17 protein-coding genes are annotated in these 22,691 nt (G+C 66.6%); 11 read left to right on the top strand and 6 right to left on the bottom strand.

Features of this window, described 5'->3' with window-relative positions; translation table 11 throughout:
* Nucleotides 1-10: 10 nt before the first annotated feature.
* Both AC6IY7_RS11300 and AC6IY7_RS11295 read right to left on the bottom strand, forming a co-directional pair.
* The gene (locus AC6IY7_RS11300) at nt 11-4,111 is read right to left on the bottom strand and encodes a Pls/PosA family non-ribosomal peptide synthetase (RefSeq protein ID WP_497779135.1); all 4,101 of its coding nucleotides are present in this window, start codon (nt 4,109-4,111) and stop codon (nt 11-13) included.
* A gap of 548 nt (nt 4,112-4,659) precedes the next feature.
* On the bottom strand, nt 4,660-5,094 hold the full coding sequence (locus tag AC6IY7_RS11295; RefSeq protein ID WP_497779132.1) for a copper chaperone PCu(A)C: 435 nt from the start codon (nt 5,092-5,094) through the stop codon (nt 4,660-4,662).
* A gap of 405 nt (nt 5,095-5,499) precedes the next feature.
* Between AC6IY7_RS11295 and AC6IY7_RS11290 the strand changes: the two genes are divergently transcribed.
* From AC6IY7_RS11290 to ribB, 3 genes are all read left to right on the top strand, one after another.
* Nucleotides 5,500-5,682 carry a hypothetical protein gene (locus tag AC6IY7_RS11290; protein WP_497782827.1) on the top strand — a complete coding sequence of 61 codons (183 nt, stop codon included), beginning with the start codon at nt 5,500-5,502 and terminating at the stop codon, nt 5,680-5,682.
* A gap of 94 nt (nt 5,683-5,776) precedes the next feature.
* A complete protein-coding gene (locus AC6IY7_RS11285; protein ID WP_497779130.1) occupies nt 5,777-6,115 on the top strand; it encodes an FAD-binding oxidoreductase in 339 nt (112 codons plus the stop codon).
* 65 nt (nt 6,116-6,180) lie between these two features.
* Complete coding sequence (ribB, locus tag AC6IY7_RS11280; protein WP_497779128.1) at nt 6,181-7,263, top strand: 3,4-dihydroxy-2-butanone-4-phosphate synthase; 1,083 nt, start codon at nt 6,181-6,183, stop codon at nt 7,261-7,263.
* 48 nt (nt 7,264-7,311) lie between these two features.
* Here ribB and AC6IY7_RS11275 read toward each other — a convergent pair whose 3' ends face one another.
* Nucleotides 7,312-7,926, bottom strand: a complete 615-nt coding sequence (locus tag AC6IY7_RS11275; RefSeq protein ID WP_497779125.1) for a L,D-transpeptidase — start codon at nt 7,924-7,926, stop codon at nt 7,312-7,314.
* 343 nt (nt 7,927-8,269) lie between these two features.
* Here AC6IY7_RS11275 and AC6IY7_RS11270 point away from each other — a divergent pair, with 343 nt between their 5' ends.
* Nucleotides 8,270-9,202 carry a histone deacetylase family protein gene (locus tag AC6IY7_RS11270; RefSeq protein WP_497779123.1) on the top strand — a complete coding sequence of 311 codons (933 nt, stop codon included), beginning with the start codon at nt 8,270-8,272 and terminating at the stop codon, nt 9,200-9,202.
* A 100-nt stretch (nt 9,203-9,302) separates the two neighbouring features.
* On the opposite strand, the gene ykgO is transcribed toward AC6IY7_RS11270, so the two are convergent.
* On the bottom strand, nt 9,303-9,428 hold the full coding sequence (gene ykgO, locus AC6IY7_RS11265; RefSeq protein ID WP_497779121.1) for a type B 50S ribosomal protein L36: 126 nt from the start codon (nt 9,426-9,428) through the stop codon (nt 9,303-9,305).
* Between the two features lie 202 nt (nt 9,429-9,630).
* Here ykgO and AC6IY7_RS11260 point away from each other — a divergent pair, with 202 nt between their 5' ends.
* Complete coding sequence (locus AC6IY7_RS11260) at nt 9,631-11,820, top strand: TonB-dependent receptor (protein WP_497779120.1); 2,190 nt, start codon at nt 9,631-9,633, stop codon at nt 11,818-11,820.
* A 65-nt stretch (nt 11,821-11,885) separates the two neighbouring features.
* Here AC6IY7_RS11260 and AC6IY7_RS11255 read toward each other — a convergent pair whose 3' ends face one another.
* Complete coding sequence (locus tag AC6IY7_RS11255; protein ID WP_497779119.1) at nt 11,886-13,331, bottom strand: lipopolysaccharide biosynthesis protein; 1,446 nt, start codon at nt 13,329-13,331, stop codon at nt 11,886-11,888.
* 269 nt (nt 13,332-13,600) lie between these two features.
* Between AC6IY7_RS11255 and AC6IY7_RS11250 the strand changes: the two genes are divergently transcribed.
* The 4 genes from AC6IY7_RS11250 to AC6IY7_RS11235 all read left to right on the top strand — a co-directional run bounded on the left by AC6IY7_RS11250 (nt 13,601) and on the right by AC6IY7_RS11235 (nt 18,683).
* A complete protein-coding gene (locus AC6IY7_RS11250; protein WP_497779116.1) occupies nt 13,601-15,400 on the top strand; it encodes an alpha/beta fold hydrolase in 1,800 nt (599 codons plus the stop codon).
* The gene (locus tag AC6IY7_RS11245; protein WP_497779113.1) at nt 15,397-16,377 is read left to right on the top strand and encodes a glycosyltransferase family 2 protein; all 981 of its coding nucleotides are present in this window, start codon (nt 15,397-15,399) and stop codon (nt 16,375-16,377) included. The genes AC6IY7_RS11250 and AC6IY7_RS11245 overlap by 4 nt, the downstream gene beginning before the upstream one ends.
* A gap of 11 nt (nt 16,378-16,388) precedes the next feature.
* Complete coding sequence (locus tag AC6IY7_RS11240) at nt 16,389-17,663, top strand: O-antigen ligase family protein (RefSeq protein ID WP_497779111.1); 1,275 nt, start codon at nt 16,389-16,391, stop codon at nt 17,661-17,663.
* 93 nt (nt 17,664-17,756) lie between these two features.
* Nucleotides 17,757-18,683 (top strand): DUF6492 family protein, encoded by a 927-nt coding sequence (locus AC6IY7_RS11235; protein WP_497779110.1) that lies wholly within the window; start codon nt 17,757-17,759, stop codon nt 18,681-18,683.
* Between the two features lie 122 nt (nt 18,684-18,805).
* Here AC6IY7_RS11235 and AC6IY7_RS11230 read toward each other — a convergent pair whose 3' ends face one another.
* Entirely contained in the window at nt 18,806-20,134 is a 1,329-nt protein-coding gene (locus AC6IY7_RS11230; RefSeq protein WP_497779109.1) for an MFS transporter, read from the bottom strand.
* A 276-nt stretch (nt 20,135-20,410) separates the two neighbouring features.
* Here AC6IY7_RS11230 and AC6IY7_RS11225 point away from each other — a divergent pair, with 276 nt between their 5' ends.
* Nucleotides 20,411-21,130: a response regulator gene (locus AC6IY7_RS11225; protein WP_497779107.1), complete on the top strand. Its 720-nt coding sequence runs from the start codon at nt 20,411-20,413 to the stop codon at nt 21,128-21,130.
* Nucleotides 21,127-22,611 carry a sensor histidine kinase gene (locus tag AC6IY7_RS11220; RefSeq protein ID WP_497779106.1) on the top strand — a complete coding sequence of 495 codons (1,485 nt, stop codon included), beginning with the start codon at nt 21,127-21,129 and terminating at the stop codon, nt 22,609-22,611. The genes AC6IY7_RS11225 and AC6IY7_RS11220 overlap by 4 nt, the downstream gene beginning before the upstream one ends.
* The last annotated feature ends 80 nt before the right edge of the window (nt 22,612-22,691 follow it).

The following is a 22,691-nucleotide window of genomic DNA, read 5'->3' as shown; positions in this document are numbered from 1 at the left end:
GGCCGCATCCTCACGCCGCTTTGCTGGCCGCGCGCTCCGGCGCGGCAACGACTTGCGCCGTCTCTGCCGGCTCGGCCGGCGCGCCGATCCATTCGGAATGCGCCGGAATCTTCTCGCCCTTCATCACCACGGTGAGCGGGCCGAGCCGCGCGAAATCGCCGACATGGGTGTCATAGAGCACGGTGGAGCCGGCGCCGACGGTCACGCCGCGGCCGATCTCGACGCGGCCGACCTTCATCACCCGGTCCTCGTAGAGATGCGTCTGCAGCGCGGCGACCTGATTGAGAGCGGCATAGTCGCCGACCTTCACACAGTCGAATTCGGTGATGTCGGTCATGTCCATGAACACGCCCTTGCCGAATTTCGAGCCGAACAGGCGCAGCATCCAGGGCAGGAAGGGCGTGCCGCGCAAATGCTCGAGCAATATTTTGCCGGCGAGGCCCCAGTAGAGCACGGCGCAGGCCTCGGTGCGCATGGCCCAGAAGGACCACATGGGCTTCACCTGCGGCTCGTAGCGGCCCATGGTAATCCACTTCACCGCCACCACGACGAGCGTCATGCCGAGCGAGATCAGCGTCGAAGAGAGCACGAACAGCCAGAACACCGACCAATAATCGCCGTCGATGAGCTTCTGGCCGAAGCTCTCCACCGCCCATGTGCCGAAAGTGATGAACAGCATGGTCGGCAGCGAGACATTGACCGCCTCATAGCCGGCGCGCGCGGCTTTTTTCCAGAAGGGCGGCTGATAGGTCCAGGCGGCGCCGCCGCCGTCGAACGTCTGGCGCACCGGCAGCTTCATCGGCGGCGAGCCGAACCAGGTGTCGCCCTCGGAGAGCTCGCTATTGGCCGGCGGCTTGGATTTGATGCCGATCAGCGCGCCATTGGGGATTTCGGAGCCCGGCGGCACCACGGCGTCATTGCCGACGAAGACGCGCGCGCCGGTCTTCACTTTCTTCAGATACATCCAGCCGCGGCGCATATCCTCGTCGCCGAGCACGACCTCATCGGCGATGAAGCATTTCTCGCCGATCTCGACGAGATCATAGCGGCCGGAGAGATTGGTCGAAATCTCCGAATCCTTGCCGATCTTCGCGCCCATCAGCCGGTACCATGTGCGCATGTAGAGCGTGGCGAACAGCGAGGAAAGCGTCTCCAGCGTCACCTCGGTGGCGAGCGCCACCGCCCATTTGCGCAGATAGAAGCCGGACCACACCGAATAGGTGCCCTCCGAGACGCGCGGCAGCACGGTCCAGCGGAAGACCACGATGAAGGCCACGGTGACGAGCACCAGCACAAAGGCCGTCGGCCAAGCGAATACGGGGATGGCGGCGAGGTAATAGGCGTGATCGACATCCGTTATGCCGAGCCAATTGTCGAAGCGGTCGAACACCCAGAAGGCCGGGAAGATCGGCAGCAGGCCGAGCGGCGGCAGAGCCAGCACCAGCACGGTGAACATAAAGCCCATGGCGAGCCGTTGCGGCGTCGAGGCCGTCGATTGCGGATCGAGCGTGCGGGCGTCGACATCGCCCTTATAGCGCGCCGGCGACCCGTCCCAAATCTCATAGGCGCCGATATGCGAGCCGGCGGGAACAGAGGTCAGATCCTCGAGCGCGCCGCCCTCGCCGATGACGACATTCTCCTCGATGACGCAGGAGGTGCCGACATAGGCGTCGGCGCCGATGTCGATCGTCCCGATAATCAGCTCATTGCCGACGACGCGGGCGTTGGCGAGCTTCAGCTTGGAGCCGAGGCTCGCGCCATCGCCAATGCTGACGAGGTCGATCGCGCCGACGTCCAACTCGCCGATGATGGCGTCCTCGCCGATCTTCGCGCCGAGCGCGGAAAGATAGAGGCGCATCAAGGGCGAGCATTGGAACCATTTGGCGTGGGTGAGGCCCATGAGCCGCTGCGCCAGCCACCAGCGGTAGTAATAGACGCCCCATAGCGGGTAGCGCCCCGGCTTGGTGCGGCCGATGACCAGCCATTTGCCGAGGATCGACACCGCCACAGTGGCGATGTTGACGCACATATAGACGCCGAGCAGCGCCGCCACTTCCTCGAGGATATTCGCGTCCGGGGAGGTGAGCAGCTGATAGGAGACGAAGACGCCGAGCCATTGCGAGGTGACAAAGGCGAGGATGAAAGGCAGCGCCGCGGCCTGGGCGAGGCCGCAGAGAAAGCGCCGCAGTAGCGGCGGCGGCGTGAAGGACAGGTCGCGCTGCGGCCCGACAGTCGAGGCCTTGCCGTCGAGATGCGCGGCGAGGGCGCGCAGATTGCGCTGGGCGTAGAGGTCCTGCAGCGTGATCGAGGAAAGATGCGCGGTCTCGCGCACCACCGAGACGAAACGCGCGGCGAGCAGCGAATGGCCGCCGAGATCGGTGAAGAAATCGGCGTCGAAGGGGATCGCGCCGGGCGGCAGCACGCGCTTGGCGGCGTCGAGCAGCACCGCCTCGGTGGCGCTGCGCGGCTCCTCCTGCGCCTCCGTGTCGATGAGCGGGGCGGTCAGCGCCACGCTCTTCAGCGCTTTGCGGTCCACCTTGCCGGAAGAGAGGCGCGGCAGGGCGGCGACCACCTCGAAACGCGCCGGAACCATGTAGGAGGGCAGGAACTCGCGCAATTTCGCCCGCAATTCGCGCGGGTCGGGCACGACCGCCGTCGCGCCGACGAGAAAGGCGACGAGCTCGTCCAGCCCATTCTCATTGCGCAGAACCACGGCCGCCTGGCGGATATGATCGAGGCGCGAGAGCGCCGATTCGATCTCGCCGAGCTCGACGCGAAAGCCCCTGATCTTCACCTGATCGTCGATGCGCCCGCGGAAATGGAGGTCGCCGTGCTCGTCCAGCGCCACGGCGTCGCCGGAGCGATAGAGGATCGGATCGGAGCCGTCCGACGGATAAGGATTGGCGATGAATTTCTCGGCCGTCAGCTCGTCGCGGCGCAGATATCCTTTCGCCACGCCCGGCCCGCCGATGAGCAGCTCGCCCTCGACGCCCGGCGGCAGCAACGCCAGATTTTCGTCGACGACATAGCAGCTGTAATTGGGGATCGGCTTGCCGATCGTCACTTTCTCATTCGGCCAGACCTCCGAGACGGTGGCGACGACGGTCGCCTCGGTGGGGCCGTAGCTGTTGAAAATGGTGCGGCCGATGCGCGTCCAGCGCTCCGCCACCGAGGGCGGGCAGGCCTCGCCGCCGAGCACGATGGTCTTCAGCGTCACGACGTCGCGCGGCATGGCGGAGAGCAGCGTCGGCACAGTGTCGAGCACGGTGACGCCGGCCTCCTCCAGAATATCGGGAAGCGCCTCGGTCTCGCCGATGATCTGCGGCGTGGCGACAAAGAGCGACGCGCCAGCGAGATAGGGAATCCAGATCTCCTCCATGGAGAGGTCGAAGGCGACGGACGCGCCCTGGAACACCACATCGGAGGCGGAAATCCGGTAGATCTCATTGGCCGAGCGCAGATAATGACAGATGTTGCGCGCCGTGACGACAATGCCCTTGGGCGTCCCCGTCGAACCGGAGGTATAGATCAGATAGGCCGCATGATCGCCCGTCGCGCCGAGCCCGCGCGGATCGGGGCAGACGCCTCCGACTATGGCGATCTCCTCGTCGACCAGCGTCTCGACCGAGACCGAGGAGGCGGCCTTGCCGGCGAAAGCGGCGGAGGTCAGCAGCGCCTTGGCGCCCGCGTCGGCGAGGCAGACGGCGATGCGGTCGACCGGCGCGTCGGCGTCGAAGGGCAGCCAGGCGGCGCCCGTCTTGGCGATGGCGATCTGGGCGATCAGCAGCTCCGGGCCGCGCGCGCCCCACAGGCCGACCACGTCGCCCGGACCGATCTCCCGCGCCGAAAGGCCGCAGGCGATGGCCGAGGCCTGCGCATCGACCTCGCGATAGGTGAAACGCCGCTCCAAAGTCGCCATTGCGAGCCCATTGGGCGTCGCCGCGACGCGGGCGGCAAAAATCTCGCAGAGCAATTCGTCGCGCAGCAGATGCGGCATGGCGGCGCCGCGCAGCGCCGCGCCCACAGCCTCGGTCCGTGCTTCATCCTCGGCGACAGGCGAGCTCTGGTCGATCGGCGAGCTCTGCGCGAAATTGGGGTTCAACTCGTTCATCGCGTGACATATCCGCGGGAAAATCCGCGCTCATCTAGCATGAGAGCGAAGGCCGATCCTATCCCGCATTCAGGCTGAATGCGGGATGAACCCCACTATGGGAGGGAATTTGTCGCCGAAAAGACCAGCGCAAATGACGCCGTCCCTTTTTGCGTCATATTCGTGACGAACTGGTTACAAACGAAGATCGCCTCCATGGTCGGCCGTTTACGATGGCGCGCCGGGAAAAGGGCTCGGAGCCGCCTCGTCGCGGCGCGGCGGCCGGCCCCGCCAGCGAAGGCTCCAATTTTCGTAAATTTCGCAATTTCCGTAAATTTCGCATGCAGACCGCTCTCGAACAACCCGGCGGCGGCCTTGTCTCAGGCGGTGCGGCGAAAGCGGCCGGGCGCCGAGCCGCCTAGCCCCTTCCGCCTCTGGCCGTTCCGCCTGGACCGCGGCCCGTCCCGCGATCTTCATCCGAAAGATCGAAATAGGGGCGCCCGGCGATTCGGCCATCCGGGCGCGATCCATTCGGGCGATCTGTGCGGGCGGAGCGCTGGACGCGCCGATCAGGGCGTATGCAACCGCTCGACGTGGAACAGCACCGGCTGCGGCCCCGCGCGCTCGAACCGCAGCGTCCCGCGCACGGTCGCGCCCTCGGCGAGCGGGCCCCTCAGATCGACCAGCATGAGATGATAGCCCTTCTCCCTGAAGTCGACGACCGACTCGGCCGGGAGCGCGACGCCCTCGGCGAGCGGCCGCATCCGTCCGACGCCATCGGCCACTTTCGTTACATGCATCTCGACGCGATCGGCCGCCTCCGCCTCCACGCCGAGCAGCCGGTCCTCCGTCTTGCCGTCATTGCGCAGCGCGAGATAGCAGGCGCCGGTCGTCACGCCCTTGGGCGGCGTCGCGCACCAGGCGCGCTCCACCTCGATCACGGCCGGCGCCGCGAGCGTTGCCGTCGCGAAAAGAAGCAATAGGACGCAGAGCGCTGGCCGCATGCAAAAGGTCCCGATTCCTATAGAGCACGAAAGGTCGCGCCGCCGCGGCGAGCCTGTGATCATGTCTCGAGCCGATCGTCGAACATGCCCCTCGCCGCCCGGTCCGCAACTTCGGCGCCAGCGCGCAGAGACACATACATAGCGCGAAACGTCGCGCCCACCGCATTTCGGGGCGAATTTCGCAATGGCGTCTAAACCGACGCATCGATATCGCGCGAGGCGCGACGATCACGATCGAACGCATGGTCGTCGAGCGCAATCGCGCGCGCCGCGTGGCGGCGGGCCGCAGCGCCATGACGCTCAACGCCGGACGCGAGGACATCGACATAAGCGCATTCGACAAACCAAAGAAAAAATAAAAGGAAACGCGCGACGGGCCGCGGCGGCTCGTCGCAAGAGTGGAGGATCACAGTCGCGGCCAGGAATATTCGCGTCACCTATTCCTCGCCGTTCCGCAAGAGCTACGATCTCGACGTCGATTATCAATATATCGAACGCAAGATCGAGGAGAGGCTTTCGGTCCTCGAGACCGAGAAGCTCTCCGTCGCGGACGTCATCACCAAGGCGACGACCGGAGAGGACGCCTAGCGATCTGCACATTGTCGCGCCCTACACCTATGATCACATCTCCTTCGAGGCGATCCAGACCAACTGGCTCGCCGAGATCGTCGAATGCGATCGCGTGTCGTCGAATGTCGTGCGGCTCGTTCTGCAGCCTCTGACCGCCGATGGCGCGGCGCCGATCGCGCCGAACTTCGCCCCCGGGCAATTCGTCGACATAGAGATTCCCGGCACGCATACGCGCCGCTCCTATTCCATGGCCTCGGTCGCAGAGGATGGTCGGCTCGAATTCTTCATTCGCCGGCTGCCGGACGGCGGCTTCTCGAAATTCCTGCAGACGCAGGCGAAGGTCGGCCTGCGCGTCGCGCTGCGCGGACCGGCGGCTTTTTTGCTTCGCCAGGGGAGGCCGGCGCGCCGCCGGCCAAATCCATCGCAAAAGTCGTCGATCGCAAAAGTTTGAATCCCCCGAGGCGGGGGAGTAGAACAGCCGCGCCGGCCGATGCGCCGGGAACAGCGGAGCCCGTCTTGTCCCATTCCGTCACCGAGGCCATAGAGGCGATCGGACGCGGCGAAATCATCGTCGTCACCGATGACGACGACCGCGAGAACGAGGGCGACCTCATTGTCGCCGCCTCGCTCTGTAGCCCCGAGAAAATGGCCTTCATCATCCGCCATTGCTGCGGCATCGTCTGCGCGCCGCTGACGCTGGAAGAAGCGCGCCGCCTGCATCTCGCGCCCATGGTCGCCGCCAATGACGCGCCGCTCGGCACCGCCTTCACCGTCAGCGTGGACGCGCGCGAAGGGCTCACCACCGGCATTTCCGCCGAGCAGCGCTGCAACACGGTGCGCGCGCTCGCCAATGGCAATCGCGGCCCGCATGATTTCGTGCGGCCCGGCCATGTCTTCCCGCTCATCGCCAAGGATGGCGGCGTGCTGATGCGCTCCGGCCATACGGAGGCCGCCGTCGATCTCTGCCGCCTCGCCGGCCTGCCGCCGGTCGGCGTCATTTGCGAGCTCGCCAATGACGACGGCACGGTGATGGCCGGCAAGCAGATCGTCGATTTCGCCGCCACGCATGGGCTGAAGCTCGTCTCCACCGCCGATCTCATCGCCTATCGGCAAGCGCGCGAGAAGCTGGTGGAGCGCGTCGCCTGCTTTCCGGTGAAGACCTTCGCCGGCGAGGCGACCTGCTACGCCTATGTCAGCGCCTTCGATCCGGTGCAGCATTTCGCCTTTGTCGTCGGCCAGATCGGCGACGGCAAGGGCGTGCCGGCACGGCTGCATCGCGCCGACATCATCGCCGACGTCTTCGGCGGCGCGGACGCCATCCGGCGCACGATGGAGCGTTTCGCAGCGGAGGGACGCGGGGTGCTGGTCTATCTGCGCGACGGCGCGGCGGGCGTTCCGGTCAATCCGATCGTCTCGGACAACCGCAATTCGGAGGAAGCGCGCACGGCGCAATGGCTGGACGTCGGCCTCGGCGCGCAGATTTTGAAGGATCTGGGCGTGAGCTCGATCCGCCTGCGCACCTCCAAGCCCAAGCCCCGCACCTATGTGGGCCTCTCGGGCTTCGGGATCGAGATTGTGGCGGTGGAACCGCTGGAGTGAGGGAAAACTCCCTCTCCCCGCTCGCGGGGAGAGGGAGAAGACGCCCCCTCAGATCACCACGACATTCGCGCCGACCTTGACGCGGGTATAGAGGTCGATCGCGTCAATGTCGCGCATTCGGATGCAGCCGGAGGAGACGCTCTGGCCGATCTTCTCCGGCTCATTGGTGCCGTGGATGCGGTACAGCGTGTCCTTGCCGTTCTCGAACAAATAGAGCGCGCGGGCGCCGAGCGGATTGTCCGGGCCGCCGGGCAGGCCGCCGGCGTCGGCCGTCGGCTGCAGATGCGGCCAGCGCTCCAGCATGTCCTTGGGCGGAATCCAGCGCGGCCATTCCTGCATGCCGCCGATGACGGCGCGTCCGGCCCAGCCATAGGCCTCCTGGCCGGTGGCGACGCCATAGCGGATCGCCTTGCCGCCCGGCTCCACGAAATAGAGGAATTTATTCTTCGTGTCGACAATGATGGAGCCCGGCGGCTCGCTCGTCTTGAAGTCGACGAGATAGCGCTCATAGGCCGCCCCGACGTCCGCCGTCGGCACCAAAGCCATGAATTGCGCGTCGCGCCCGCTGAGCTGCGGATCGGCCAGGCGCGGCCCCCCGGCGGCGTTGCAGCCGGCGAGCGACAAAGCGAGAACCGCCGCGACGAAACCATGCCTCGAATCCATGAACTCGCCCTTTCTCGACACGCGAAACAGCTATTTAGGAATTTGCTTACCATAATCTTACTGAACGCAAACATCGGTTCCAGAATAATTCCCGACCTGTGGCCGCGAGGCAACGGCGGCGGATGACGTAAGACCGCTTTTTGAGAATTTTTCCGGCGCCCTCGCGGCGCGGCGGCGTGCTACAAGGGCCCCGACTTCTTTAGAGCGCTTTCCGATCGAACGGAATCGTTCGATCGATCAGAATTCGCTCCCATGAAAGAAAGCGAGAGCGCCATCCGATCCGACTGGATCGGATGGCGCTCTCGCAGGCGAGTTCTTCAGCGAGGGTCGTGAGCGGCTGGCCATGACGAGGACCCTGTTCATCACACATGAGAGCGGCCTCGCGCATAATATGGGCGCAGGCCATCCCGAGCAGCCCGACCGGCTGCGCGCGATCGAACGCGAGCTCGAGGCCGAGCATTTCCGGCATCTCATTCGCGTCACGGCCCCTTCGGTCTCCCGCGAGGCGCTGTTGCGGGTGCATCCCGAGAGCCATTTGCGCGCGATCGAGAAGGCCGCGCCGCGCGAAGGCCTGGTCGCGCTCGACCCCGACACGCTGATGTGTCCCGAATCGCTCGAAGCGGCGCTGCATGCGGCCGGCGGCGGCGTCGCCGCCGTGGACGAGGTGATGACTGGGGCGGCCGACACGGCCTTCGTCTGCGTGCGCCCGCCCGGCCATCACGCCGGGCCGACGACGCCCATGGGCTTCTGCATCTTCAACAATGTCGCCATCGCCGCGCGCCATGCGATCGCCGCCCATGCGGCTGAGCGCGTCGCCATCGTCGATTTCGACGTCCATCACGGCAATGGGACGCAGGAGGTGTTCTGGGCGGATCGGCGGGTGATGTTCTGCTCCACCCATCAGGCGCCCTATTATCCGGGCACGGGGGCGAGCGGGGAGACCGGCGAATTCGACCAGATCGTCAACGCCCCGCTCTTTGCGGGCGCGACGGGCGACGATTTCCTCGAGGCGCTGACGAGCCGCATCCTGCCGCGGCTCAAAGATTTCGCCCCGGATCTCGTGCTGATCTCGGCCGGTTTCGACGGCCATCGCGACGATCCGCTGGGCGGGCTGCGTTTCCTCGAGCGCGACTATAGCGAGGCGACCAAGCGCATCATCGACGCCTCGATGCGCAGCGCCGACGGGCGCGTCGTCTCTCTGCTCGAGGGCGGCTATGATCTCACCGCGCTCGGCCGCTCGGCGGCGGCGCATGTGCGGGCGCTGATGGGCGCCTGACGGACAGACGCCTTATCGCCAAGCGGGCCTCCAAGCGGACCTCACGGACGAAAAACGCGCCGCTGCGAGGCGGCGCGCCATCATGACAGGAGGCGAAGGCTCAGCCCTGGCGGGCTTTGAAGCGCTTCTGCACCTTATTGATGACGTAGACGCGGCCCTTGCGGCGCACGATCTGGTTGGCGCGATGGCGCGAACGCAGAGACTTCAGCGAATTGCGGACTTTCATCGGTCGATCCCCGGGCAAAAGGTCTAATGGCCGGGGTGAACGCCCAGCGCCTCGTGGCCGCAGCCTATGCCCGATTTCGCGTCTGCGATCAAGCCCTCGGCCTCTAATCGTCCCTCGTGGCGCCGCAGCAGATTGACAGCGGCCGAGGCTCAGGCGCATTATCGATGTTATGTTATAACATATGCTCTCGGGGGCGAGTTTCATGGAAAAACCTTCTGTGCGCAACGCGCTTTCGGGCGGAATGCTCCTGGCCGCGCTCGGCCCCGGCTCGGCGCTGGCGCAGGAGGCGCTGCCCGACATCGAAATCGCGGCGCCGAGCCCGATCCAGCGGCGCGCGCCCGCGACGGCGCAATCGCCCACCGCGCCCGAGACGCGCGGCGCTCTCCCGATAGTCGCGGATCAATTCGCCACTGTGACGGTCGTGGATTCCGACGAGATTCGCCGCTCCGGCGGCGCGACGCTCGGCGATCTCCTATTCTCCAAGCCGGGCATCACCGGCTCGAGCTTCGCGCCGGGCGCCGCCAGCCGGCCGATCGTGCGGGGCCTCGACGCCCATCGCGTGCGCATACAGGAGAATGGCGTCGGCTCGAGCGGCGTCTCCGAGCTCGGCGAGGATCACGGAGTCCCGCTCGATCCGCTCGGCGTCGGCCGCGTCGAGGTGGTGCGCGGCCCGGCCACGCTGCGCTGGGGCTCGCAGGCGATCGGCGGCGTCGTCAACGCCACCAATAATCGCATCCCCGAGGCCCTGCCCTGCCGCGGCGACGAGCAGCTTCCCGGCCCCTGCACGCGACTGGAGACGCGCAGCGCCGTCTCCACCGTCGACGCCGGGCTCGAGCAGGCGGCGCTCGTCGATGTCGGCCAGGGCAATTTCGCGCTGCACGCCGACACGCATGGCCGCCGCACGAGCAATTACGCCATCCCCTCCTACCCCTATCTCGCGCCGACCGATCCCGCCCCGCTGGTCTTCGGGCGGCAGCCCAATTCCTATATGCGCTCGGGCGGCTGGTCGGCCGGCGGCTCCTACATCTTCGATCGCGGTTTCTTCGGCGCCTCGGCGACGCAATTCGAGAGCACTTATCGCATCCCCGGCATGGATTCGACGGAGAGCCGCACGCGCATCGAATTGCGCCAGACGAAAGTGACCGCCAAGGGCGAATATCGGCCGCCCGCCTCCTTCGTCGACGCGATTCGCCTCTGGGCTGGCGCAACGGATTACAAGCATCACGAGGTCGGCATCGGAGGCGGCTTCGACGGCATACAACAGACCTTCACCAATCAGGAGCAGGAGGGCCGCCTCGAGGTGCAGCTCGCGCCCTTCGATCTGCGCTTCGCCAAGCTCACCACGGCGCTCGGCGTGCAGGGATCGCATCAGCGCCTCTCGGCGCCCGGCGTCGGCGGCAATCTGTTCGACCCCAATGAGTCACGCGCAATCGCCTTCTATCTGTTCAATGAATTCAAGCTCACCGACTCGCTGCGCCTGCAGCTCGCCGGCCGCATCGAGAACGTGGAAGTTACGGGGCAGACGCCCGATCTCTTCCTCGATCCGACGATCTCCTTCAAATACGACCGCAATTTCACGCCGAAGAGCATCGCCGTCGGCCTGCTGCAGGACGCGCCCTTCGACACGATCGCGAGCCTGACGGCGCAGCATGTCGAGCGCGCGCCGCGTGGCCCCGAGCTGTTCTCGCACGGCGTCCATGACGCGACGGGAACTTTCGACATCGGCAATCCGCTGCTCGGAATCGAGGCGGCGAATACGGTCGAGGTCGGTCTGCGCCGCGCCAAAGGGCCATTCCGTTTCGAGGCGACGTTTTTCTACACGCATTTCGACGGCTTCATCTATCGCCGCCTCTCCGGCGAGAGCTGCGACGACGCTTTCGACAGCTGCTCGCCGGCCGGCGCCGGCGGAGCGCTCAATCAGGCGCTCTATTCGCAGCGCGACGCCACCTTCCGCGGCGGCGAGTTCCAGAGCCAATGGGATGTCGTCCCGCTGGCGGGCGGCCTGCTCGGAATCGAAAATCAGATCGATGTCGTGCGCGCGACTTTCGCGGATGGAACCAACGTGCCGCGCATTCCGCCGGTGCGCCTCGGCGGCGGCCTCGTCTGGCGCGACGCCAATTGGCTGGCGCGCGTCAATCTGCTGCACGCCTTCGCGCAGAACAATATCGCGCAAATCGGCGAGACGCGAACCAAGGGCTATAATCTGCTGAAGGCCGAAATCAGCTATAAAATCGCGCTGCCCAAGGGCGAATTCCCCGCGCGCGAGGTGAGCGTTGGAATCGTCGGCGACAATCTGCTGAACGCCGACATACGCAACAGCGTTTCTTACAAGAAGGACGAGGTTCCGATGCCGGGCGCCAATGTGCGGCTGTTCGCCAATTTCGTGTTCTGATCGGTCTCCCGTCGATCGCTTCGCTCGCCGAACCGATCGGCCCGAAAACGTAGGAGCCGGAATCGTCAGGCGACGGGGCTCTGACAAGCGCGCGCGCCGAGGCGCCGCGCCACGCCGCCGATGAGCGCGCGCGTTTCGGCGAGATCGAAAACCAGAGCGATGGGCGCATAGGCGGCGACGCCGGCGCCGACCAATAGGATGAGCGCGAGCGCCGGCGGCAGCGCCGCCACCTTCGCCGAAAGAGCGTAGACGGCGGCCGCCATCGCCGCCGTCGCCGCGCCGACGAGCGCGAGCCGGCCGAGCGGCAGCGGCATGGCGAAAGCCACGCGGCTCAGCGCATAGGCCTGGGCGCAGCCGAACATCTCCGCCGCCAGCCTCCCCCACACCGCGCCGGCGAGGCCGAAACGGTAGATCAGCAGCGCCGAGACGATGAGGTTGAAGACGAGGATCGAGCCCGTGTTCACCAGATAGAAACTATTGCGGTTGGACAGCAGAAAGCTCGTGTGCAGATATTGCTGCGTCAGAATCTGGAACACCACCGCCATCGCCAGGACAGGCATGGCCCAGCGCCCGGTCTCGCGGAATTCCGGGCCGAGCACGAGATCGGCGATCTGCGGCGCGACCAGCGCGAAGCCGACGCAGGCCGGCAGCACGACGGCGAGCAGCAGCTCCATCGACTTCTCGAGATGGCGGCGCGCCTCCGCCTCGCCGCGCTCGGCGAAGAGCCGCACGGCCATGGGCACGAAGGCGGTGGAGACGCTGATCGCCGGAATGATCAGCGCCTGCCGCACGAGATCGAGGCTCGCGCCATAGCGCCCGGCGTCGGCGACGCCCGCGAGCTCGGCGAGCAGGAAGCGATCGGCGACCGTCGCCAGCGCCATCAGCGACATTGAGAAGGTGAAGGGCAGCCCGGCCTTGGCTATGTCGAGGAGTCGCGCGCGGTCGAGCCGCGGCCGCGCATCGCCCCAGGCGGCGCGCCAGAACAGCGCCGTCGCCACGACCAGCGCCGCCGCGGAGGAGGCGAGCAGCGCCGCGCCGCTCGCCGAGGCGAGAGCCACGGCGACGCCGAGCGCGGAAACGAAAAGCGCGCGATAGACAGTGCCGCGCAGATAAGCGAGCGCCTTCTGCGCCGCGCGCAGCGATTCCTGGCTCGTCTCATAGAGCGTGACGGCGAAGGCCAGCAGCACCGCGGCCGCCGAAACCGGCGCGGACAGGCCGGTGAGCCGCGCGACGACGAAGAACAAAGGCGCAGCCGGCGCGAGCAGCGCCATTGCGGCGAGGATCGCGCCGCGAATATCGGCGCCGTCGCCCTTCGCCTGCTCGCGCAATATCGCGAGCTTCAGCGCGCTGGCGAGGAATGTGGCGAGCAGAGTGGCGAAAGCGAAGCCGAGCAGATAATCGCCATAGGCCGCGACGGCGAAGACGCGCGTGAACACAATGGTGTTGAGCAGGCCGAAGATTGCGGAGAACACATTGGCCGCGAAATAGACGACGGTCTGCCTGGCGAGCATGGGCGCTGCTGTCCTTGTCGAAAAGCCGAAGCGCCGCTGTGCCATTCGGGGACGAAGGAGCGGCCGGCGCCGAAAAATCTCGAAGAATCATGCCAGCCGTCCGAAGGCGCCCGCTGGCATGGTTTCTTCTTCATTCGGACAGACGGTGGCTTTTTGCGCCGATTTGAACCGAATAGAAAGCCTGAGCCGAGGAATGGCTCGCAGCTCCCGGAAGAAAGCCTTAAACCGAGCGTGGTGTGATTATGCGTGAGCGTGAGCGAGTTGAAGATATGAATTCCACCCCGGTCGCGATCGGCGAGAGCTTCGGCTGGTTTCATCACGCCGACGGGGACCGCGGCGTCGTGATGTGCGCCTCCATCGGCTATGAAGGGCTTTGCGCGCATCAATCCTGGCGCGTCCTCGCCGATCGTCTGGCCGGCGCCGGCCTGCCGACGCTGCGCTTCGACTATCCAGGCGAGGGCGATTCGCTCGGCGATCCCGCCGATCCGGCGCTCGTCGATTCCTGGCGCGAGCAGATCCGCGTCGCCGTGCGCTGGATGCGCGAGGCGATCGGCGTGCGCGAGGTGACGCTCGTCGGCCTGCGTCTCGGCGCGGCGCTGGCGGCCGAGGTCGGCGGCGTCGAGCGCCTCGTCCAGATCGCGCCCGTGGTGAAGGGCTCGAGCTATTTGCGCGAGCTCAAGATGATGGCGCGCGTGCTCGCGGCGAGTGGAGCGACGCCCGAGGCGAGCGTCGCCGCAGCGACCGCCAGCGACGACATCCATCTCGAAGGATTTACGATCACGCAATCCATGGCCGCCGCGATCAAGCGCATCGATCTGACGCGCCTCGAGGCCGCGCCCGCCGAGCGCGTGCTGTTGCTGCACGATCCCGCGGCGAAGCCTGCGCCGGAATTCGTCCAGCGGCTCGAATCGCTCGGCGCGCGCGTCACGACGCGGGAGCTGCTCGACTATCGCGCGCTGACGCCGGCGCCCATGCCGCCGCCGCCGCCGCTCGCCGATCTCGACGCCGTCGTCGCCTTCGCCAGCGAAGGCGCGGGGCGCGCGCTGACGTCGCGTCCGCCGCAGGGCGCGCTCGCCACCGAGCATTTCATCGAGCGCGCGGCTCTGTTCGGCGAGCACAGAAATCTCGCCGGCGTGCTGTGCCTGCCGCGCGGCAAGCCGAAGATGACGGTGCTGATGCTCGACACCGGCGCCAATCATCACATCGGCTGCGGCCGCTCCACTGTCGATTTCGCCCGCTCGCTGGCGCGTCAGGGGTTCGCCTCGCTGCGCATGGACACGCTCGGCATCGGCGATTCCGCGGTTCTCGAGGATGGGCCGCGCGCCGCTCTCTATGAGATGCAGCGCGCCGCGGACGTCTCGGCGGCGCTGGATTTCCTCGAGATGCGCGGCCTCGAGGAGGTCACGATCTATGGCGTATGCAGCGGCGCGGCGCTCGCGCTCTACGCCGCCCTCGCCGACGAGCGCGTGAAGGCTCTGGCGCTCGCCAATCTCCAGGTCTTCGGCCGCATCGACGGCGAGGATCGCGAGAAGCTGCTGGAGATGGGCTTTGCGGCGACACACACTTATGTCGCCAAAGCGATGAGCGCCCGCGCCTGGGCGCGCGTCGCCACTGGCGAAGTGTCGGTCGGCAAGCTCGTCGACATCGCTTCGGCGCTGCTTCGCCGCAAGGCTTCGGCCTTCGCCGGCGCGCTCGCTCAGCGCCTCGGCCTCGCGCATGGCAAGGCGCGCGAGGCGCGGGCCAATTTCTCCAAGCTCGCGGCGCGCGGCGTCCGCATCCTGCTGCTGCATGGCGATCATGACGTCGGCAGAGAGGCGATGGACGTCTGCTTCGGGCCCGACGCCCACTATTTGAGGAACCTGCCCAATGTCGCGATCGACGTCATCGACGGCGCCGATCACGCGCTCTCCTCGGCGCTCTCACGGGAGGCGTTGCTGGAGAAAATGACTTTTTTTCTCCTGGCGGCTGACCGCGACGCGGACCCCGGCCGCGACAATCGCAGAGCGATGGCGGGCGCTCTGACCCTGGCGGCGCTCGGCGCCCTCACTCTGACGACGAATCTGGAATGACACAAGCTTCACGACGTCTCCCCGAACCCGCCGCAGCGCCCATCGCCAACGCCTCTCGCGTCGAAGCGGTCGTCTGCATTCCGACCTTCCGTCGTCCCGACATGCTCGCGACGACGCTGGCCTCGATCGAGGCGCAGGCGACGCAAGTCGCCTTCGCCGTCGTCGTTGTCGACAATGACGCCGCCGCGCCGGTCGGCCTCGACGTGGCGCAGTCCTTCTTTCGCGACGGCCGTCTCTCCGGCATGGCGACAGTGGAGCCGCGTCAGGGCAATGTCCATGCGATCAATGCGGCCTTTCGTCTGGCGCGCGAGCGCTATCCTTCGGCCGAATATTTCCTGATGATCGATGACGACGAGCGCGCCGAGCCGCAATGGCTCGACGAGATGGTCGCCTGCGCGCGCCAGGGCGCGGATATCGTCGGCGGCCCGGTGACGCCCATCTTCCCCGACGAGGCGCGCCGCGCGTTTCGCGATCATCCGGTGTTCTGGCCCGCCTTCGGCGAGACCGGCCCGGTGCCGATGATCTACGGCACCGGCAATTGCCTGCTGTCGCGCCATGTGTTCGACGGGCTCGCCGTTCCCTCGCTCGATCCGAGCTTCAATTTTCTCGGCGGCGGCGACACGGAATTCTTCACGCGCTGCCGTCGCGCCGGCTTCACCTTCTTCTGGCGTCAGGAGGCGCAGATCTATGAGCAGGTGACGCCGGGCAGGCTCGAGCTCGGCTGGGTGCTGCGCCGCAGCCTCGCCACCGGCGCGATCAATTACAGTATCGATCGCCTCGCCGCGCACAGCCTGCGCGAGCGCCTGCTGCTCGTCGCCAAGAACATCGCGCTGGGGCCGATCTCGCTGCAGCGCGCGCTGCTCATGCTGCGGGACTCCAAACATCCGCTCGCCGCCGCTCATCCGATCGGCATAGCCATCGGTCGGCTGCTCGCCTCGGTCGGACTGATGCCGCAGCCCTATCGCTATTCGTCATGACGGATGCGGGGATGTCGTCCGCCGGCGGGCTGGACGAGCTCGACGCGCGCGGCCTCGTCTTCTGCGCCATACTGCTCGTCGGCTGGATCACCTTCTCGCCCTTCGCCGATCTCGCCTCGCCGGAGACGCTGGAGCTCGCGGAGGGCCGCGACTTTCAGGTCTACGCCGCCTTCGGACTAATGGCGGCGGCGTCCTTCTTCTATGTCTGGCGCACCGACCGGCAGGCGCTCGCCGCGCTCGCCACGCCCACCAACATCGCGCTCGCCGCCTGGATCGGCGTGACGCTCGTCACCTCGCAGGAAATCTCCAACTCGCTGAAGCGCGTGGCGATGTTCGGCTGCGTCGGGACATGCTGCCTCTCGCTGTTCCTGCTGCCGCGCGGCCGCGACGATCTCGCCAAGCTATTGAGCATCGTCGCGCTCATCATCGTCGGCCTCTCCTATTTCGGCCTCGTCTTCCTGCCGCATTACACGATCCATCAGGCGACCGACATTGGCGAGCCGCAGCTCGCCGGCGATTGGCGCGGCGTTTTCGGCCATAAGAATGTCGCCAGCGCCGTCTTCTCCATGCTGACCTTCATCGGCATTTTCGTGCTGCGCGCGGGCCGGACCGTCGAGGGATGGGCGATTTTCGTCCTCTCTCTCCTCTTCGTGCTCTGCTCGGGCGGCAAGAGCTCGACCGCCATTTGTCTGACGACGATCACTCTCTCCTTCCTCGCCGAGCGCACGCGCAATGTCGTCTTGTGGTCGATCATCGTCTTCTCGCCGCTGGCGCTGCTGAATTTCTTCGGCATAGGCTCGATCCTGTTTCCGCAGCTCGGCGCCATCGCCTCGGCTCTGCCGCTCGACGCCTCCTTCACCGGCCGCACCGACATTTGGACTTTCGCTATTCCGAAAGCCGGCGAGACGCCGATCTTCGGCCATGGCCTCGGCGCATTCTGGAACACGGCGGCGTTGCGCTTCGGCGGCGAGGACACGACGATCTGGGCCGGCAACGCCGCCCATGCGCACAACGGCTATCTCGACACTGTGCTGGCCATGGGCCTGCCGGGCCTGGCTTTCACCTTCGCGGCGCTGATCGTGCAGCCGGCGCGCGATGTTCGGCGCGTCTGCGCGCGCGGCGATGAGCCGGCGGTCTCATTGCTTTTCCTGCAGATTTGGATGTTCAGCCTCTATCTCAACTCGCTCGAGAGCTTTTTGTTCGATCGCGCCAATCCCGGCTGGATCGGAATGCTCTTCGCCCTTTTCGGCATACGCTTTCTCGCAGAGTTCAAGATTCGCGGCTGAACGGCCCCGGCTTTGCGACTTGGAAAGAGAAACCGGGAAACTGTCCCATTCTGGCACGGCGGCGGCCTGCTCCAACGTCATCGGGGAACGCCTATGGAACGACCGATCGCGCTCATCACGCCCACCCATCGCGCCGACCGCGAGCGCTTCGCGCTGCTCTGCGAGAGCATCGACCGGCGCCTCACCGGCTATGAGCGTCACTATGTCATCGTCAATGACGACGATATGGAGCTGTTCGCCGAATTTTCCGGCCCGCGCCGCATGATCCTGCCCTGCTCGCGTTTCCTGCCGCGCTGGCTGCGGCTGGTTCCACCCTTTCTGCTGCGCAATGGACGCCGCGTGTGGTGGTCCTTTCGCTCGCGGCCGGTGCATGGCTGGCACATTCAGCAGATGCTGAAGATCGCCGCCGTTCTGCAATTGCCGGAGCAGCGCTTCTGTATCGTCGATTCCGACAATGTGATCATCCGCCGCTTCGACATCGGCGCCTATGCCGGCGGCGCCCGCTCGCCGCTCTATGTCGCGCGCGGGGCGATCGCCGCCGACGCGCCACTGCACGCCAAATGGATCGCCAATGGCGACAGCCTGCTCGGCCTGCCGCCCAGCACTTTCCCGGCCGACGATTACATCGGCAATCTCATCGTCTGGGACAAGGATGCGGTGCGCGCCATGACGCGCGCGATCGAGGACGCCACCGGAATCGACTGGTTCCTGGCGCTATGCCGCACGCGCGCTTTCTCCGAATATCTGCTCTACGGACAATTCGTGCGCCATTCGCCGCGGTTGATGGCGGCGCATGAGATCGTTCCGCAGAGCCTCGCCGTCGCCTATTGGGACGAGGAGCCGCTCGACCGCGCAGGCCTTGCCACTCTGCTCGACGGCGCCTCGACCTCCAAGATCGCCCTCTGCGTCGAATCCTTCTCGCGCACGCCGGTGCAGGCCATTCGCGAGGCGGCCGGCCTCGCCGTTCCCGCGGCCACATCGCCCTTCGCGCCCCACCTCGCCGGCGGCGCCGCCGCCTGATCGGCGATGCGAGCCTCTAAGGCTCGCATCGCATCCGTGCGCTAGCCCCGATCGGGTCGGATGATCGCTTCGCGCAGCCTTCGCCGCCTTCCTTCTCCCCGCTCGCGGGGAGAAGGAGAACGTCAGCGGGCGCGCTCCATATCGATGCGCGAGGCGGAGCGCGTCTCCGGCATCAGCGCATAGACGATCAGCGAGCAGAAGATCGCCGCGCTGACATAATAATAGAACCAGCTCTCATGCCCCTCGCGCTTGAACCAGAGCGCGACATATTCCGCGGTGCCGCCGAACAGCGAGACCGCGATCGCATAAGGCACGGCGACTCCCGTCACCCGCACAGAGGCGGGAAACAGCTCCGCCTTCACCAGCGCATTGATCGACGTATAGGCGCCGACGATGAGCCAGCCCGCCAGCACCAGAACGAAGGCGGTCCAGGGGTCGCGCGCGGTCTGGATCGCCGTCATCAGCGGGACGGTGAACAGGCTTCCGAGCACGCCGAAGGCGATGAGCAGCGGACGCCGGCCGATGCGATCCGACAGCGCGCCATAGACGGGCTGCAGCGCCATTGCGAAGGTGAGCGAGCCGGCGCTGATCCATGTCGTTTGCGCGTCGCTCAGCCCCGCGGAGAGCTTCAGGAATTTCTGAATATAGGTGGTGTAGACATAGAAGGCGAGCGTGCCGCCCATCGTCAGCCCGACGACCGTCGCCGCCTCGCGCGGATAGGATAAAAGCGCGCGCAAGGAGCTGCGCCGCCGCCGCGAAGCTTCCGCGGTAAAAGCCTGCGTCTCCTCGAGATCGCGCCGCATGATCAGCGCGAACAGCGCCAGCCCCGCGCCGATCGCGAAAGGAATGCGCCAGCCATAGGCGCGCAATTCCTCCGGCGTGAAGACGAGATTTTGCAGGACGAGCAGCACCAGCAGCGCCGTCAGCTGGCCGCCGATGAGCGTGACATATTGAAAGCTGGAATAGAATCCGCGCCGCCGCGAGGCGGCCATCTCGCAGAGATAAGTGGCGGAGGATCCATATTCGCCGCCGAGGCTGAGGCCCTGCAACAGCCGCGCGAACAAGAGCAGCGCCGGCGCCGCCTCGCCGATCGTCGCATAACCCGGCGTGGCGGCGACGATGAGCGAGCCGAGACACATCAGCAGCACGGACAGCGTCAGCGCGCGCCGGCGCCCGAAACGGTCGCCGATCTCCCCGAACAATGCGCCGCCGATCGGCCGCATGAAGAAGCCGAGCGCGAACACGCCGGCGCTCGACAGCATTTGCGCGACGGGATCGTCGCCGGGGAAGAAGGAATTGGCGAAATAGAGCGAGAAGGCCGAATAGACGTAGAAATCGTACCATTCGACCAGATTGCCGAGCGAGCCGACGACGATCGCCTTCAACCGGCGCGCGGCGTCGGCGAGGCTCTCGTCTTGGTCTTGCGTCAGCCCCTCGCTCGCCTCCGGCAAACCCGCCCTCGCCTCTCGCTCGTCTCGCGACGACTATGGGCCGGCGCCGGCTCCGAGGCAAATCGGCGCGTCGCCGCGCGGTTCCGCGTTTCCGCCGCTTTTCCGCACCGTCGCGCAAATTTGCGAAGGGAGGGGCCTCGTCCTGAAAATGACGGAAAAACGCCCTGCTTACGTCCGCCCATCATCGACTTGGAAACGATCGGGACATATTCTCGGGATAGGTCTTGCTGGACGCGGCGGAACGCCGCCGCGCGAAGCCCCGCGGGTGCGCTCGACGTGACGAAGACAGATGCGGTCCTCCTGGTCGAGGACGACGCCGAAATCGGCGAATTGATCTCTCGCTATTTGCAGACTCATCAGATCGACGTCGCCGTCGTCGCCGATGGCGGCGCGATGGACACGGCGCTCGCGCGGCGCGAGTTCGATCTCGTGATCCTCGATCTCAATCTGCCGGGCGAGAACGGGCTCTCCATCTGCCGCAGGCTGCGCGCCGACCGCAATCTGCCGATCGTCATCGTCACCGCTCAGGGCGAGGACGTCGACCGCATTCTCGGGCTCGAGATGGGCGCCGACGATTATCTGGTGAAGCCCTTCAATCCGCGCGAATTGCTGGCCCGCATCCGCTCGGTGCTGCGCCGCGCGCGCGCCGCCTTCACCAGCAAGGACGAAGCAGCCGCGCGCTATTATCTCTTCGAAGGATGGCGCGTCGACATAATGGCGCATCAGGTGACGACGCCGGCGGGCACCAAAGTGGCGCTGACCAGCGCCGAATTCGATCTGCTCTATGCGCTGTGCGAGCGGCCCAATCGCGTGCTCACGCGCGACCAGCTCATCGATCTGACGCATGGCCCGACCGCCGGCCCCTTCCAGCGCAGCATAGACGTGCTCATCAGCCGGCTGCGCCAGAAGATGGAGAGCGACCCGAAGAACCCGCGCTACATCCAGACGATCCGCTCGGAGGGCTATTTGTTCACGCCGCAGGTGGTGCGCGCGTGAAACGATTTTGGCGCGGGCTGCGGCCCGATCATCTGGCGGGGCAGATCGCCATTCTGGTGCTCGCCTCCATCGTGCTGTTCCACGCCTGCGTGACCATAGCGGTGCATTTTTTCCACTATGAGCGCGCATTCCGCGAAGACCGCGTGTTTCGCGAGGAGCGCGCGCCGCACGCTCATAGCGCGTCGATCGAGACGGCGGCCGCCCTCGCCTGGGCCTTCGATCTCGCGGCTGTGGACGAGCGCGAGCAGCTTCTCGCCACGCTCGGCGATCTATCGCGCGGAACGCGGCCCGAGCTCGCCGCGGAGCGTCCGCTCGCGGCGCAGACAGCCCGCGCCGAGCCCGCGCCCGGCGCGCTACGCGCGCGTTTGTGGCCGGGCGCCGAAATCTTCGCATCCGCGCCCGACGGCCATTCCGTCACCATCGCGCTGCGCAAGGGCGGCTATCTGACGCTCACCCCGCCGCCGCGCGACGCGCGACGCGAGGGCTTCGGCGATGGCCGCCCGCGCGGACCGCCGCCGGGCGGCGATTTCCCCGGCGCGCAGCCGCCTCCGCCGCAGAGCAGCCTGGCGCCGCCCCCCGACCTGCCGCCCGTGACGGGCATCTGGCTCGCCTCGGCGCTGTTCTTCCTGATCTGCGCCGCAATACTGACCTTCTGGACCTCGAGCGCCGTCGTCGCGCCGCTCGTCGGGCTCGCGCGCCAGGCCGAGAAATTCCCGAGCGATTCGGGCGAGCGCGAGCTCTTGGTCGAGAAAGGGCCGCAGGAGGTCCGCGATCTGACGCGCTCGCTCAACCGGATGCAGGCGCGCATCTATTCGATGATCGCGGCGCGCTCGCGCGTGCTGGCGGCGATCAGCCATGATCTGCGCACCATCATCACGCGCATGCGGCTGCGCGCCGAATTCATCGACGACGAGCCCTTGCGCGCCAAAATGCTGCATGACGTCGATCTCATGGATTCGATGCTCTACAAGAATCTGCTCTTCCTGCGCGAGGAGCGCTACCGCCACACGCAGGAGATCGTCGATCTCGACAGCGTGCTGCAGACGGTGGCCGATCAATTCGCCGATCTCGGCCATGACGTCGCCTATGAGGGCGACGGGCGGCGGATGGTGATCGGCTCGCTCACCGATCTGCAGCGCGTCTTCGCCAATCTCGTCGAGAACGCTGTCGCCCATGGGAGCCGCGTCGTCATCTCGGTGGCGCGAAGCATCGACGACGGCGTCCAGATCGACGTCGCCGACGACGGTCCTGGCATTCCCGATGCGGAGAAGGCGCAGGTCGTCGAGCCTTTCGTGCGTGGCCAGCCGGGGCGCAACCTCAACGAGCATGGCGGCTTCGGCCTCGGCCTCTCCATCGTGCGCGCCCTCGTCGAGGAGGCGGGCGGCACGCTGCGGCTGCTCGACCGCCAGCCGCATGGGCTCGTCGCCCGGGTGACGCTGCGCCCGGCCGAAAAGGCGACCGCCGAGACTGTGGCGGCCTGAGCGCAGCTCGCGCCTGCGCTGTCTGGTCGCGGCCCCTCGGCGCGACCCGCGTTTCTCGGCGGCGCGGATTCATGGTCTCA

The organism is Methylosinus sp. is20ea, from assembly GCF_059718135.1.
The sequence above is the reverse complement of the archived record's forward strand: the minus strand, read 5'-3'. Positions and strand labels throughout refer to the sequence as shown.

Bases quoted from the DNA above. Each gene is read 5' to 3' on its own strand.
- AC6IY7_RS11300 (WP_497779135.1), bottom strand. From the start codon at position 4,111: ATGAACGAGTTGAACCCCAATTTCGCGCAGAGCTCGCCGATCGACCAG.
- AC6IY7_RS11295 (WP_497779132.1), bottom strand. From the start codon at position 5,094: ATGCGGCCAGCGCTCTGCGTCCTATTGCTTCTTTTCGCGACGGCAACG.
- AC6IY7_RS11275 (WP_497779125.1), bottom strand. From the start codon at position 7,926: ATGGATTCGAGGCATGGTTTCGTCGCGGCGGTTCTCGCTTTGTCGCTC.
- AC6IY7_RS11270 (WP_497779123.1), top strand. From the start codon at position 8,270: ATGACGAGGACCCTGTTCATCACACATGAGAGCGGCCTCGCGCATAAT.
- ykgO (WP_497779121.1), bottom strand. From the start codon at position 9,428: ATGAAAGTCCGCAATTCGCTGAAGTCTCTGCGTTCGCGCCATCGCGCC.
- AC6IY7_RS11260 (WP_497779120.1), top strand. From the start codon at position 9,631: ATGGAAAAACCTTCTGTGCGCAACGCGCTTTCGGGCGGAATGCTCCTG.
- AC6IY7_RS11255 (WP_497779119.1), bottom strand. From the start codon at position 13,331: ATGCTCGCCAGGCAGACCGTCGTCTATTTCGCGGCCAATGTGTTCTCC.
- AC6IY7_RS11250 (WP_497779116.1), top strand. From the start codon at position 13,601: ATGAATTCCACCCCGGTCGCGATCGGCGAGAGCTTCGGCTGGTTTCAT.
- AC6IY7_RS11245 (WP_497779113.1), top strand. From the start codon at position 15,397: ATGACACAAGCTTCACGACGTCTCCCCGAACCCGCCGCAGCGCCCATC.
- AC6IY7_RS11240 (WP_497779111.1), top strand. From the start codon at position 16,389: ATGTCGTCCGCCGGCGGGCTGGACGAGCTCGACGCGCGCGGCCTCGTC.
- AC6IY7_RS11235 (WP_497779110.1), top strand. From the start codon at position 17,757: ATGGAACGACCGATCGCGCTCATCACGCCCACCCATCGCGCCGACCGC.